The organism is uncultured Pontibacter sp. (assembly GCF_947495565.1).
Classification (GTDB): domain Bacteria; phylum Bacteroidota; class Bacteroidia; order Cytophagales; family Hymenobacteraceae; genus Pontibacter.
In genome coordinates this window covers 433453-448438 of record NZ_CANLZM010000001.1, presented here as the reverse complement: position 1 = coordinate 448438, position 14986 = coordinate 433453, and the positions used below count along the sequence as shown (strand labels likewise).

At 49.1% G+C, this 14986-nt stretch carries 9 protein-coding genes; 7 read left to right on the top strand and 2 right to left on the bottom strand.

From position 1 onward, the window contains the following. Window positions 1-7: 7 nt before the first annotated feature. The 5 genes from Q1B04_RS01875 (at window position 8) to nagB (ending at window position 6766) form a co-directional block, all read left to right on the top strand. Window positions 8-1405 carry a SusD/RagB family nutrient-binding outer membrane lipoprotein gene (locus Q1B04_RS01875; protein ID WP_299754824.1) on the top strand — a complete coding sequence of 466 codons (1398 nt, stop codon included), beginning with the start codon at window positions 8-10 and terminating at the stop codon, window positions 1403-1405. Window positions 1406-1519: 114 nt separating this feature from the next. After that, on the top strand, window positions 1520-2158 hold the full coding sequence (locus tag Q1B04_RS01870) for an ABC transporter ATP-binding protein (RefSeq protein ID WP_299754822.1): 639 nt from the start codon (window positions 1520-1522) through the stop codon (window positions 2156-2158). After that, window positions 2151-3239 (top strand): hypothetical protein, encoded by a 1089-nt coding sequence (locus Q1B04_RS01865; protein WP_299754820.1) that lies wholly within the window; start codon window positions 2151-2153, stop codon window positions 3237-3239. The genes Q1B04_RS01870 and Q1B04_RS01865 overlap by 8 nt, the downstream gene beginning before the upstream one ends. A gap of 271 nt (window positions 3240-3510) precedes the next feature. Further along, on the top strand, window positions 3511-4761 hold the full coding sequence (locus tag Q1B04_RS01860) for an ROK family transcriptional regulator (protein WP_299754818.1): 1251 nt from the start codon (window positions 3511-3513) through the stop codon (window positions 4759-4761). Between the two features lie 37 nt (window positions 4762-4798). Then, window positions 4799-6766: a glucosamine-6-phosphate deaminase gene (gene nagB / locus Q1B04_RS01855; protein ID WP_299754816.1), complete on the top strand. Its 1968-nt coding sequence runs from the start codon at window positions 4799-4801 to the stop codon at window positions 6764-6766. A gap of 110 nt (window positions 6767-6876) precedes the next feature. Here nagB and Q1B04_RS01850 read toward each other — a convergent pair whose 3' ends face one another. Then, window positions 6877-7737 carry a DUF3078 domain-containing protein gene (locus Q1B04_RS01850; protein WP_299754814.1) on the bottom strand — a complete coding sequence of 287 codons (861 nt, stop codon included), beginning with the start codon at window positions 7735-7737 and terminating at the stop codon, window positions 6877-6879. A gap of 419 nt (window positions 7738-8156) precedes the next feature. Between Q1B04_RS01850 and Q1B04_RS01845 the strand changes: the two genes are divergently transcribed. Then, the gene (locus tag Q1B04_RS01845; protein WP_299754812.1) at window positions 8157-9722 is read left to right on the top strand and encodes a serine hydrolase; all 1566 of its coding nucleotides are present in this window, start codon (window positions 8157-8159) and stop codon (window positions 9720-9722) included. Window positions 9723-9954: 232 nt separating this feature from the next. Here Q1B04_RS01845 and Q1B04_RS01840 read toward each other — a convergent pair whose 3' ends face one another. Further along, window positions 9955-12981: a glycoside hydrolase family 3 N-terminal domain-containing protein gene (locus Q1B04_RS01840; protein ID WP_366524590.1), complete on the bottom strand. Its 3027-nt coding sequence runs from the start codon at window positions 12979-12981 to the stop codon at window positions 9955-9957. 261 nt (window positions 12982-13242) lie between these two features. Here Q1B04_RS01840 and Q1B04_RS01835 point away from each other — a divergent pair, with 261 nt between their 5' ends. After that, window positions 13243-14823, top strand: a complete 1581-nt coding sequence (locus Q1B04_RS01835) for a family 10 glycosylhydrolase (RefSeq protein ID WP_299754810.1) — start codon at window positions 13243-13245, stop codon at window positions 14821-14823. The last annotated feature ends 163 nt before the right edge of the window (window positions 14824-14986 follow it).

Genomic DNA, 14986 nt, shown 5'->3' with positions numbered 1-14986 from the left:
AGCTTTTATGAAGAAGAAAATATATATCGTAATGATGTCGTGCCTTGGGCTGTGGAGCTGCGAGGATTTCGACGATCTGAACGTAAACCCAAACCTTCCGAGCGAGGCCTCGGGTACACAGCTTATTGCCAATGCGGCGCTTTCACTTCCATCGTTAAGCTCTTCGCCAACCGGTGAGTTTATGGCGCAGTACCTGGCCGAGACGCAGTATGTAACCGCATCGTTGTACCCTGCCGGCGGCAGCAGCTTTTACTGGCTTTACGAGGGCCCGCTGATGAACCTGCAGGCAGTGCTCGATAACGCTGAAGACCTGGACGGCAACGAAGGCCCGGTGGCTAACCAGCTGGCGGTGGCCAAGATCCTGAAAGCATATTACTTCTGGCACACCACCGACCGTTGGGGCGATGTGCCTTACACAGAAGCCTTGCAGGGATCGAAAAACTTCACGCCAAAGTATGACTCTCAGGAATCTATTTACAACAGCCTTTTCGCCTTGTTGGATGAGGCGGACCAGCAGATTGTTTCCGGCAGCATCAGCAACGACATCATTTATGGTGGTGACATGGCCAAGTGGCAGAAGCTGGGCAACACGATCCGCTTGCTGATGGCCCTGCGTCTGTCAGAGGTTGATCCGGCTAAGGCCAGTGCAGAGTTTAACAAGGCGCTGGAGGGCGGCGTGATGGCATCCAATGCTGACAACCTGGTGTTCAGACACCTTGCCGAAGCAAACAACCAAAGCTACTGGTACGGCCAGTGGGTGGCATCGAACCGCGAGTGGTGGGCACTTACAGAAACGCTGGTGGATGAGATGAAACCGGTTAATGATCCAAGATTGGAAGTTTACGGTCAGCCGGCCAGAAAAACAGGTGCATATGTCGGTCTCAACTTTGGAGAAACCAAAAGCATGAACACTGACGATTATTCCCTTCTTGGGCAAGCTATTTATGCCCAGGATGCCCCTATCTACCTGGTAACTTATGCGCAGGTGCTGTTTGCAAAGGCCGAGGCTGCTAAACGCGGCTGGATTGCGGGTGGAGACGCGGAGGCAGAAGCCAACTACAACCAAGCCATCACACAATCGGTACAGCAGTGGACGGGCAGTACAGCAGGTGTAGACGAGCTTTTAGCGCAGGAAGAAATAGCTTACGACCCGGCTAGCGCCATAGAGCAGATTGCCACACAGCGTTGGGTGCACCTGTTTATGCACGGATACGAGGCATGGGCTGAGTACAGAAGAACCGGCTACCCAGATAACCTGGTAGCACCAGGCGGAGCCGCTGTACCAGCCAGGCAAATGTACCCTGATTTGGAGGCGCAGAACAATGCCGCCAATTACAACGAAGCGGTGCAGCGCCAGTTCGGCGGAACCGACGGCTTGTACGGCCAGCTGTGGTGGGATAAGTAACCAGCAATTTTTGAATATGAAAAAGCCGCTCCTTTATAAAGGAGCGGCTTTTTTTGTAGCAACCATACTTTATAGCAGCAGAATCAGTTATATTTAATAAAAGCTATACTTTAAATGCTCCACATAAAGCATTACAGCAAAGGATACCATGGCCAGCCGCCTGTTTTAGAGATACCCGAACTGCACCTGCCGCACGGCTTGTACTGGCTGCAGGGAGAAAACGGCTCCGGTAAAACCACGCTGCTGAAATCTTTGGCCGGGCTGGTGCCTTTTACAGGAAGTGTAAGCGTAGCCAGAACAGACCAACAACGGCAACCTGTGCAGTACCGCAGGCTGGTGAGTTACGCAGAGGCAGAGCCTGTTTTTCCTGGGTTTGCCACCGGAGCGGAACTGCTGCAGTTTTACAGCCGCACCAAAGGCGGCATACAGGTAAAAACAAAAGAGCTGCTGCAAAATTTAGGTATGGCAACCTGGGTCGGCAACAAAACAAGCACCTACTCCAGCGGCATGCTCAAGAAGCTGTCCCTGTTGCTGGCTTTTGTGGGCGAGCCGCAACTTATACTTTTGGATGAGCCCCTAACCACTTTAGATGCCGCCGCATCCAAAACCATACTTGAGCATATTTTACTTATCCACCGCCAAGGTGCATCCTTTATCATCACCTCCCATCAGCCTTTAGATGCGCAGGTGCTGCCGTATACTTTGCTGCACATAAAATCAGCTAACCTGCACCAAGCCGCCGCACATGCTTAAGCTGCTTTTAAAAACGCTGGTGCTGCCATTTTACCGCCTCAACACGGGCCTTTTCCTGTTCATTTTCTTCTTCTTTTTCGGAGTAGTGGAAGCCGGCCAACTTATTTCCTATCACCTTACCTTGATACAGGCTATGGTGCACGCTGCTGTTTTTATGGTGGCTGTTTGCCTGCTGTGGCTTTTATACTTTGTAAAATGCATTCGTTTTGCTCTGAAGGGCATACACTCTCCCGCCAATAGTTTTCTTGTGAACCTGCAAGCGCTACCGGCAGCACGCCAGTGGCTGCTGTTGCTGCCCGTTGCGCTGCTGCTTTTCCTGCCTGTTCTGGCTTATGCCGGGCCTGTAATGTATGTGGCAGTAGCGGAGGCCGAAAGTATACTTGCAGTTTGTTTGGCGCTGTACTTATTGGCAGCGGTTACTGCCGGAGCCTGGCTGATGAAATATACCCTGCATTGTTATAACCGAAAACCGCTGTTGCTTGCATTGCCGCATCTGCATATCGGGGGCACCAGCCTTATCGCGTTACAAATAGCCAACCTTCTTAACAAGCGTAAGGTAGCGCTGCTGTCGGTTAAGCTGATGTCGGTGTTAGTGCTGTTTGGGTTTTGGCAGCTTAACAAGCATTTTGATCAGACGCTATTTCTGATGTTTTTTCCGATTCCGGTGGTGGCGCAGGCTGTGCTGGTATATTATAGTGTCATCTTCACTGAAACAGAGATGGCCTTTCACCGCAACCTTCCGCTGCCAGTAATTCGTGTGTTCTTTGCTTTTACCTGCACTTCTATACTTCTGCTGTTGCCTGAGTTTGCTTTTATACTTTTACACGCTGCGGATCATTTTACGTGGCCAGAACTGATCAGCCTATACTTGCTGGCCGTGGCGGTGCTCGTTCTCTTCACGGCTATACTTTATACGTTGCAGGCCAACATACACAAGTATATGTTGGCCGTACTCCTGCTCTACTTCCTGCTCACCTACCTGATGGTACTTCCTCACCGGTTCACCTTGGTCGGATTTATACTTATTGTTGCTGCCGCATTCTTCCTGCGCGGTTACAGGCGCTTCGAGTTATCTAGCTGAAAGCACCGTTTGCCTTTCCTGCTAACCAAAATAGCATAACCACTTAACTATAAAAAACATACCGGTAACACCTCCTAAATGTGTAAAGAAGCTTATTCTATTTAACCGCTTTTCTGCTTAAATTTTAGAGACGATTAAATTGTAAAGAGCCTGAAACATAAAGCAGATTTTTTAGGTTGAAAAAATACTTTCTAAAAATATTTTATAAAAGTATTTGCCTTCAGTAAAACTCTTAGTAATATTGTATGGATAGGTTTTACGCGTCACGTGCATGAGCACCTTAACTTCACATACCGACCAACTGGAGACCCTCAACAATGTTGAGAAGAAGAAATTTTTACAGAAAGTAAAGATCATCCGGCATTTGTATGTGAAAGGAGCCCGCACTAATGCCGACATTTGCTCTCGCTTCAACATCAGTTCTCCTACTTCTATGGGGTTATTAGGTGAGCTGATCTCCGAGGGGCTGGTGGAGAAGCAGGGCTTTGGCAAATCGGTGGGCGGACGCAAACCTGATCTTTACGGACTACGGAACAACTCTCTCTACGTCCTCAGCATCGACATGGATCGCTTCAACACCCGCATGGCGATCATGGACAACAACAACAACCAGGTTACCCCAACCCAAACCCACAGCTATACTTTACCAGAAGACCTGGGCGGCCTGGATGCTTTATGCGATTGGGTGCGCGAGCTTATCACCTCCTCCGGCATAGACCAGCAGCGGCTAGTAGGCATTGGAGTAAGTATGCCGGGCCTGGTAGCCAGCAAAGAAGGCGACAGCAGAACCTACCTGCGTACCGATGTGCTGGGCGAACCGCTGCAGGACTTGCTGCGCCGTAAGCTGGGCAAGCCGGTGTTTATTCAGAACGACGTAAAAAGCGCGGCACTGGCAGAACTCCGTTTCGGGCAGGCAAAAGGCAAGCAGGATGTGCTGGTCATCTCCATTGACTGGGGCGTGGGTACAGGCGTGGTGATGGATGGCAGGCTGCGTGGCGGAGCTTCTGGCTTCGCTGGCGAGTTCGGCCATATTCCCCTGGTAGAGAACGGCACCCTTTGCCACTGCGGCAAACGTGGCTGCCTCGAAACACTGGCCTCCGGCGTAGCTTTAGCCCGCATGGCACGTGAAGGTATACAAGCCGGCCAGAAATCAATTTTAAGCAAACTTAGTGAACAGGAGCTGGAGCAGCTGGAGCCGCAGCACATTATCAGCGCGGCACAGCAAGGCGACCAGTTTGCTATAAACCTGCTCTCCGATACCGGTGTGAACCTGGGCAAAGGCATCGCCATACTTATACAGCTGTTTAATCCTGAGTTGGTTATACTTGGCGGCAAAATGGCGGAGGCGGGGCAGCTTCTCACCACCTCTATTCAGCAATCCATCAACACGTATTGCATGGCACAGCTTCGTGAGTCTACCAGCATGGCGCTTTCTACCTTAGGGCAGCAGGCAAGTATGATGGGAGCCACAGCAACCGTATTAGAAAATATACTGGAGCAGCAATTGGAGCAGGCCCGATAACGAAATAAAACTGAGATCAACAAAGTTCGAACGCATTATGCATCCACTTAACAACAGCACAGCTTTTAACCAGCAACGCGCTACCCCAAGACTTAACCTACTGGAAGAAACCCGTTTCGAGAAGCTTCCGGTAAGCGTATACCCTGACCAGAACACTGCCTCGGTAACAGTGGCAAGACGCATTGCTGACCTCATCCGGAACAAGCAGAACAACGGAGAGCAGGCTGTACTGGGCTTGGCCACAGGCGCCACTCCAGTAGGGGTGTATGCGGAGTTAGTGAGGATGCACCGCGAGGAAGGCTTAAGCTTCCACAACGTTATTACCTTTAACCTCGACGAGTACTACCCGATGCAGCCTGACGCAGCCCAAAGCTACGTCACGTTTATGAACGAGAACCTGTTCAACCACATCGACATCAAGAAGGATAACGTGCACATTCCGGACGGCACTTTGCCGAAAGACGAGATTCACGATTACTGCCTGAACTATGAAAGACAGATAGAGGAAATAGGCGGCCTGGACCTGCAGGTGCTGGGCATCGGACGTACGGGCCACATCGGTTTCAACGAGCCGGGCTCTGCGCCAAACTCCGGCACGCGCCTTGTAACCTTGGACGACCTGACCCGCCGCGACGCAGCCCGCGATTTCGGTGGTAAGGAAAACGTACCTACCAAGGCCATTACCATGGGTATTGGTACCATATTTAAGGCCCGCGAAATTATCCTGATGGCCTGGAGCCAGAAGAAAGCGCCCATCATTAAAAAAGCCGTGGAGGGTGAAATGTCGAGCGAAGTGCCGGCTACCTACCTGCAGCTTTCCAATAATGTGGAGTTTGTGCTGGATGAGGATGCCGCCTCAGAACTGACCCGCTTTAACACACCTTGGCTGGTGAAAGACTGCGTTTGGGATATACAGCTGCGAAAGAAAGCCGTTATCTGGCTATCGCAGACGCTGAACAAACCTATTCTGAAGCTGACGGAAGAGGATTACAACAACAACGGCATGGCGCAGCTGGCAACCGAGTATGGCCCGGCCTACAACATCAACATCGACATCTTCAATAAAATACAGCATACTATTACCGGTTGGCCAGGTGGCAAGCCAAAAGCTGACGATACGCAGCGCCCTGAGCGTGCCGAGCCTGCCCAGAAGCGTGTGGTCATCTTCTCCCCTCACCCGGACGATGACGTGATCTCTATGGGCGGTACGTTTATCCGGCTAGTAGACCAAGGCCATGAGGTGCATGTGGCTTACCAGACTTCAGGCAACACAGCCGTTTGGGATGATGACGTGCTGCGCTACGTAGAGTTTGCGATGGACTTTAACAGAAGCATCGGCAACGACACCAGCAAGCTGCAGAATATCTACGACGACATGCGCGGCTTTATTGAGGAGAAGCAGCCAAACCAGGTAGACACGCAGGAAATTCTGGATGTAAAGGGCTTTATCAGAAAGAGTGAAGCTTATGCCGGGGCCCGCTACGCCGGCCTGGAGGATGACCATATCCATTTTATGGCGCTGCCGTTTTACGAAACAGGCAAGCATAAGAAAAACTCTGTTTCTGACGAAGACATTAAGCTTACCATGGAGCTGCTGCAGCGCGTAAAGCCACAGCAGGTTTTTGCCGCCGGAGATTTTGCAGACCCGCATGGCACCCACATTGTATGCTTCAAAATTATAGTAGCCGCCCTGCAGCGCCTGCGCGAAGCCGGTGAGGCCTGGGTAAGCGACTGCTGGCTGTGGATGTACCGCGGCGCATGGCACGAGTTTGAAACCCATGAGATCGAAATGGCTGTGCCGCTGTCGCCGCAGGAGGTGATACGCAAGCGACAGGCTATCTTCAAGCACCAGTCACAGAAAGACACGCCGGTTTTCCCGGGCGACGACTCCCGCGAGTTTTGGGTACGCGCCGAAGAACGCAACCGCGAAACCGCAGCACAATATCATAACCTTGGCCTTGCAGATTATGAGGCGATGGAGGCATTCGTACGCTACAGTTACTAAACCACCCTCTCTTAAGGGACATATAGGAATCAAAAGGTTTTAGAGCTACGAAAAAGCCCGCTCAGTTTCTGAGCGGGCTTTGTGCTTTTTATACTTGTACAGCCGCTAAATTATTTGACTGAGAAGCCCTGCATGGTATAAAGTATGCCCAGGCCCAAAGACTGGTTGTATTGTATGGCTACATCCTGATCGTAGTCATAAATAAAATTACCCATCAGGTTTACATTAATATAGCGGTTCACTTTTGCCGTTAGCGTGGCGTTCAGCATATGATCAATGCGCTTGGCAGACAACTCTTTGTAGTTGATAAAAGACATGTATTTGGCCCTGAAGTGCAGATTGGTCATGATATCGCGATCGTAAGTGGCCTGCACCATGGCCGCCAGCCATTCTGTACGCACCTGTTTTCCTTCCGGCACTCCGTAGCGCTCATTTGCTCCCACCTCATCGTCAACTAAAAAAGTTAGGCGCGGCGCAAACGGGCTCAGGCGTAACGAGAAGTATGGATTGGGCTTATACTCCGCACCCAAAGCAAAGGTAAGAAAGCCGGGAGACATGAAATTGGATATCAGCCGGTCAGTTCCGTCAGCGTCTACATCATACTCATACCCTTTCGTAAACTGGGATAGAAAATTAGCTGAGACAAAGGCATTCCAGTCAGAAGTGAACTTGTAGCCATACTTTGTGTCCAGGTAGATGCGGTCAAGACTTTTGCGCTGGTCTTCGCCTTTGTTTTTAAGGAGGCCGTACTGCAGTTGCACCGCATTGTCCCAGGTTACACTGCCTGAGGCGTAATCAGCACGGGCATCAAGGTTAGAGTTAAAGGCAATAGAACTGACGCCTCCTGCTTTCCAGTTATCGCTGAAAGCGGATTGGTTAAGGTTGATACCGGCCGTAAAAGATCGTCGCCACAAGGTATCAGCCTCTGTTTCCGTCTGCGCCATAACTGCAAAACCGTTTAGCAGTAGCATAGTAAGTAAAAGTAAAGTTTTAGGCATCGTATAAATTGATAGTTATATTTATGTAATACTATACTTACTACTGTTAAAGGCGAAGGGTTATTGTATTTGCTTGTTCAAGCTGTTGATGCCGTTCGTATCGTTTAGAAACACAACCTGTTTATACTTTTATCTTATTTAATGTATCTAATAGCTTACTACTAACTGCTCTATAAAGTATAAACAGCAACTAAACCATTGATTTAAAACCTGTTTAAATGGTAAATAGAAAAATAAAATCAATTCTAATTTCATACTTCATCTGTCTGATTTTCCTGCTCGCTTCCTGTCAAAGCAGGCCATCAGAATGGGTTGGTCCAGTCTTGACCCAACCGCGAAATCACTTAACATTCAACGACTTAATAGAAGGAAAAGCGCAACCTCTGCTTGATATGAGTTACTTTGCCAAGCCCGAGTGGAGCACTCCGGCAACAACTCCTTTTTCCGGCACTATAATTTTGCAAGAAACTGAATTAAGCTATCCAAAGGAAAAAGCATATTATCCGGGGGAGAACATTTTTCCGGAGTTGCAACTAGACTTCATTTCACACCACGGAGAGCTGATTCTGCGGCGAAAAGATAAAATCTCCACCAAACAACAAAGCAAAAGCTACTGGGATGTAATTGTAGGAACAGGCAAAGTATGGCAGGAAAAAGAAGACGGCGCGTGGAGTCGTGGCTCATTTCCGCTAACCTTAACAGACAGATGGGTGGGGCAAGCCAGAAACTGTGTGGCCACATTCGTTTATAAAAAAGATGCCGTAAGTAACGTTTGCCTGCAATGCAGCCAGGAGACAGCAGATATTGACGACAAACAATTAGGTAACCTGAGCGGCCTGCTGCCAGCTGAATTTAAGGCAAAGCAATTTATAGACTCTGTTGAGCTCATCAGACAGCATGCACAAGCAGCATCCCGAAAACTTCCTGTAAGACCACTCAGCGAGATAGACTCCCGCCAAAAAGTTGCCGGCTACTTTAACAAGATGATCGCCACTAATGCGCCTACAAGTATGGGGGCTGTTTGGATGAACGACACACTTTACGTACACCCGCCTAAAACCCGACACGGCTTGTACCCTTACCCTGATGAAATGCGCCACGGTTTATACTCTGTGACTAAAAGTATGGCCGGGGCTTTGGCATTGATGTATTTTGAGGAAAGATACCAGGGGAAAGTATTTAACGCTCTTCTTACAGACTATGTGCCGGCATTGAAAAACCATGCTGGCTGGCAGGGTGTCACCTTCTCGCATACACTTAATATGGTGACGGGAACCGTAGGAGGCGAAGGTCCGGAGCAACTCTTCCTTCCACTCATAGCCGCAGAAACCGCAGAGCAAGCCATTCAGAATATCGCCAGCCTAGGAGATGCTCCCGAATCGCCAGGCCAGAAATTCAACTATGCTTCTACCAACTTGTTTGTCTTATCTTATGCCTTGCAACAATACGTGGAAGAAAAAGAAAGCAGAAAACTGAATTACTGGGACTTGGTGCAGGAGAACGTGCTGGAACCAATCGGTGCAGCCAATTTCTCTTTGCTGCATACTATCGAAGCAAATGAAGCCCAAGCCATTCCCATACTTGCTTTCGGCGCCTTACCTACCATTGACGAAGCCGCCAAAATTGCGCTACTTTTTGCCAATGGAGGAAGCCATGAAGGAAAGCAGCTCCTGAATAAAAAAAGAGTAGCCGAAGCTTTTGCAAAAACTGAATGGACGGGATACAGCACCAACCATGATTTCAGGGGAGCAAACTACCAACACTCCTTTTGGTCAAAAGAAATAGATACTGGGAAGTGTAAAACCAGGGTAACTTATATGCTAGGATTTGGCGAAAACTACGTGGTGTTTCTGCCAAGTAATGCGATTATTTTCAGGTTCTTAGATGAGCATGACCTGGATATTGATGAGCTTATAAACGAGGTAGAAAACCTTAAATCCTCTTGCTTGGAAAAGTAGCATAGCTTACCCATTTCTTATGAAGCTGTTTAGAGTTTTCGGTTACAGGGCCTACACCCGCCATTATTGGTGTTTTTCACCAACAATCAAAATACAGATGCTGTTAATCTTGCTGGTGAAAACACGCAGCAAGGGCAGGCAGTTTATTACTGTTGAACTTTAAACAGGCTCACCGCATAAAAAAAGAGGCACCAAGTATGGCGCCTCTTTTTTTATCTGTTTGATATTGCTGTTACTGCTGTACTTTTTTGCTTTTCTCGATAGCATCGTACACCACCTGCAGCACATTGGTGCGGGTGTTTAGCCTGCTCAGCATCGGGTTTTCGCGGGTCGGGTTAACGCGGTTAGACAGGAACACATAAACCAGGTTGTTCACCGGATCTACCCAAGTATAGGTGCCTGTAAAACCGGAGTGGCCAAAGCTCTCTACCGGCGCACTCGGAGCGGCATTGCTGTTCTGCTCGCCTGGCTTGGCCGGACGATCGAAGCCCAGCGCGCGGTAATTACCCTGGTCACAGAACTGGCACTTGCTAAACTCGCTTACTTTGTTGCCTCCAATATAGGTTTCGCCGGCAAACTTGCCATCGTTTAAGTATAGCTGCATCAGTTTGGCTACGTCGTTAGAGTTACCGAAAAGGCCGGCATGGCCGCTAACACCGCCCAGCATGGCAGCGCCTTCATCATGCACCGTGGTGTGCAATAGCTGCTTACGGAACAACTCATCATACTCTGTCGGCACAATGCGCTCCGATGCGTAGTATTTATAAGGATTAAATGTAAGCGTGGTAGCGCCAATCGGCTGGTAAATGTTTTGCTTCAGGTATGTTTCAAAGTCCTGCTTGGTGATGTTCTGAACTACCATTGGCGCAAGTATAAACGACAGGTCGCTGTATACATAACCCGGCTTCTCGTTCAGCGGCGACTTAACGATCGCCTTCATGATCTTGTTGCAGTACTTGCGGTGGATGTATAAGTTGTTTGCCACCTTTATCGGGAAGCGGCGCGAAGAATCGGTTTTAAAGGTTGCCCACTTAAATTTACCGTTCTTTTTCACAGTCTCTTTCCAAAAAGGAATCCAGGATTTTAAGCCCGCCTGATGCGTCAGAATATCGCGGTATTTTAAGTTCTCTTTGTTAGATCCCTCTACAATCGGCAGGTACTCGCCCAGCGTACGATCCACATCAAAACGACCCTCGCCGCTCAGTTTCATAAATGCAGCCAGCGAGGTGCTGATCTTGGTTACTGAAGCCAAATCGTAAATGTCATCTACTTTAACGGGGCGGTTGTTATCATACGTATGGAAACCATAGGCTTTGTGGTAGATCACCTTACCGTCTTTTGCCACCAGCACCTGCGCACCAGGCGTGGCTTTCTGCTCTATAGCCTGCGCCACCAGCGAGTCTATTCCGGTGAAGTGTGCGGTTTTCAGGCCAACAGCTTCCGGGTAAGTATAAGCAAAGCGCAGCCCGCCGTTCGTTTGTAAGCCGTCCCCGATTTTAAAGTTGCTGTTAATGGTTACCGGAAGCTTTCCTTTAGCTCCGATGCCTCCAAAAATCATCTGCGCCGCCAGGTCTTGTGTTTGCGGTGTTTCCTGGTATGCAGCGATAACAGCATCAGCCTTATCTAAACTCTCCAGCTCAGCCAAGCTATACACGTTGCCAAATACACCCACAATAGTAGACTTAGAACGGATAAGATCCTTCAGAAAAAGGTTCATCTCGGCGGTAATACCAAAGCTGCTACTGCCTGCTTTGAGGTTCAGTTTATGCACGCCGGCCACAATCAGGTTATAGTTCTGCAGCTTCTCCTTCAGGGCCATCAGCTCCGCGATAGTGGCAGTTGACTGCAGAAAGAAAGTATCAACTTTAGTATAACGGGCCAAGCCGCGCTGAAAATCGGTTTCTTGTTTAGTACCGATAGCGAGGGCCGCTACTTTTAACGTATCTATATTCTGCACCGGCAGTATGTTCTGCTTATTGCGCAGCAGCGTAAGCGAAGCCTCCACTAACTGCTGGTTCAGGTACTTCGCCTGCGGGTTGTTCAGGTCTTCGATCAGGTTTTTCGTTTCGATCGGTTTATACTTGTCCAGCCCCAGCCACTGCTTGGCGGCCAGTACCTTGCGGGCACGAGCGTCTACTTCTGCCTGTGTTATCTGGCCGTTGGCAATCGCTTTCTTTATTTCCTCAATGGTAGTTTTTACATCCATCGTGTTCAGGAGCATGTCGTTTCCGGCAAGCAACGCCTTTACATCCACAATGCCCGGAGGATAGAACTTTGCCACCCCCTGCATGTTGAGCGCATCGGTAAATACTAAACCTTTGTACCCCATTTCCTTCTTCAGAAGATCAGTCACGATTGGCTTGGAAAGTGTAGAGGCCAGGCTGTCAGTATTGTCCAGCACCGGGATGTTCATGTGCGCCACCATCAAACTACCCAGGCCGTTTTTCATTAACTGGCGGAACGGATACAGCTCCACCGAATCGAGGCGCAGCTTGGAGAAATGGATTACCGGCAAGCCATAGTGCGAGTCTACGTTGGTATCGCCGTGGCCCGGAAAGTGTTTGGCATTGGCCAGCACCTTCTCGTCCTGCATGCCGTGCATGTAGGCCATGGCTTTGCGTGTCACGTTATACTTGTCTTCGCCGAATGAGCGGAAGCCGATTACCGGGTTGTTCGCGTTGTTGTTCACGTCCACCACAGGGGCAAAATTTACGTGTATCCCTAAGCGGCGGCACTGGCGGGCAATTTCGGCTCCCATTTCATATACCAGTTTTTCGTCTTCTATGCCACCCAAGGCCATCTGGTACGGAAACTTAATTGTACTGTCGAGGCGCATGGCCAGGCCCCACTCCCCGTCTATACTTACCATTAGCGGCACTTTGCTTTCCTTTTGGTAGCGGTTGGTCATGTGCGCCTGCCGCACCGGGCCACCCTGAAAGAAGATCAGCCCACCTACTTTATACTTTGTTATCAGCCTGCTTACAGAGTCGATGTGCGCCTGGTCTTTGTTAGAGTATACCGGAATCATGATCAGCTGCGCAATGCGCTCTTCCGGGCTCAGCGTGTTAAATACGGAGTCTACCCAAGCTTGATTGGCATCCAGAAACGGCGGGTCAGTGGCTGGGTTAAAAACTTTGGCAGCTGCTTTTTGAGTTGAACTGCGGCGGGTCTTAGAGGTGCTCCTCTGCGCTTCCGCATGCATTGCCCCCACTAGCAGGAAGGCAATAAGGGTGAGCAAGAGATTAGAACTTTTTTTCAAAGCAATTAGTGATTAATGATTAGCGTGTTAGAAGGTAAATTTAGCCCTTTTACTACAAAAGAAGCCTATGTTATGACAGTTTCTTCTCACTCTTCCGCTTAAAAATATATAGTACAAATTGTGCGCTTTATTTTACCCTCTCTGTTTCCTAAATAACATCCAAATACTATATTTAGCTATAAATATGATTCTCATACCAGATTCTAGCTTAAACCAAAACGTGGCTTCTAATAGTACCGTCCATCACTAACACCTACCTTCATGAGCAAACCTTTACTACAGTACTTTCTGATCATTTTTTCGCTGGCTTTTGCGGCTAAAGTTCAGGCACAGCCACAGCCAATGAAGCGCGAATTCCGTGCTGTTTGGGTGGCTACCGTAGCCAACATAGATTGGCCGGGGCAAAAAGGACTCTCCCCTACAGTGCAGCAACAGGAGTTTAAGTACATTTTGGATGAGCACCAGAAAAACGGCATGAATGCCGTAATTGTACAAGTTCGCCCTGCAGCCGATGCTTTGTACCGCAGCAACCTGGAGCCATGGTCTGAGTGGCTGACCGGCAAACAGGGCCTGGCCATGAACCCACCCTATGACCCGCTGCAGTTTATGCTGGAGGAAGCCCACAAGCGCGGCATGGAGTTTCATGCCTGGTTTAACCCGTACCGCGCCACGTTTGATGCCAAGGCTGAAGTAGACCCAAAACACATTACCAAACGCAAGCCGGAATGGTTTGTAAAATATGACGGCAAACTGCTGTTCAACCCAGGTATACCGGAAGTGCGCCAGTATATTACGCAAGTTGTTCTAGACGTGGTAAACCGCTATGATATTGACGGCGTGCATTTTGACGATTACTTCTACCCCTACCCTATTGCTAAATCCCCTTTCCCGGATGAGAAGACCTATGCTGCCTACAAAGGCCTTTTTACAAACAAAGATGACTGGCGACGCTATAATGTAGATGAACTCATCAAAGGGATTTCTGATAGTATAAATTCTGCTAAGCCGTGGGTAAAGTTCGGCATAAGCCCGTTTGGTGTCTGGAAAAACCTTGCCGACGGCCCTGACGGTTCTGCCACACGCGCAGGTGCACCAAGTTACACGGCTTTATATGCAGACACACGCAAATGGATGCAGCTTGGCTGGATTGATTATTTGGTTCCGCAAGTATACTGGCACATAGGCAACCCGGCCGCTGACTATAAAACAGTGGTTGAATGGTGGGGACAAAACGCATTTCAGCGCCACCTTTACATTGGCTTGGGTGCCTATAAAGTAGCCACAGACCCTACTTACCCGGAGTGGCACGACCCTACCCAGATTCCGCGGCAGCTGCAATTGGGCAGAACGACGCCAAACGTAGCAGGAAGTGTATTTTTCAGCTCTAAATCTGTTATGAGCAATCCAAACAATTTGCAGGATTCGCTCCGGAACTCATACTATAAATATCCAGCCCTGCTGCCTGTAATGGTCTGGAAGAAAAGTGAGGAACTGGAGCCGCCTTTCTCGCTTAAAGTGCGCCAAACCGAAACAGGTGTAAGACTGCACTGGCAGCACGACCAGAATGTGCGCTATTATGTAATTTACCGGTTTGAGAAAGAAAGCATGTGGGAAACCCCATTCTGGAAGCGCGCCTTTTGGGAAGAGCGGAAGTGGGAGCCAGTAGTACCTGACCTTACCAGTCCTGTTAGTATTGTGGCAAAAGTATTCGGCACCAACACCGCCTATATTGATGAGACACCGCTTGAAAGCGGCAAGTATACTTACGTTGTCACGGCTCTGGATAGGCAGCAGAACGAAAGCGCTCCTTCGCAGGCAGTAACTGTAAAGTATAAATACTAATACCTTTATCCTATTGATGTTGGTTATATCGGCCCTGCCTTAAAGGTGGGGCCTTTTTGTTTTAGAGAGAGCTATGCTGCTTGGGCAGAGAAATAACTATACTTAAACACTGCATCAGCAAGTATGGTTATTAGAACAGAAAACAAAAAAGAAGCGCCGCCCA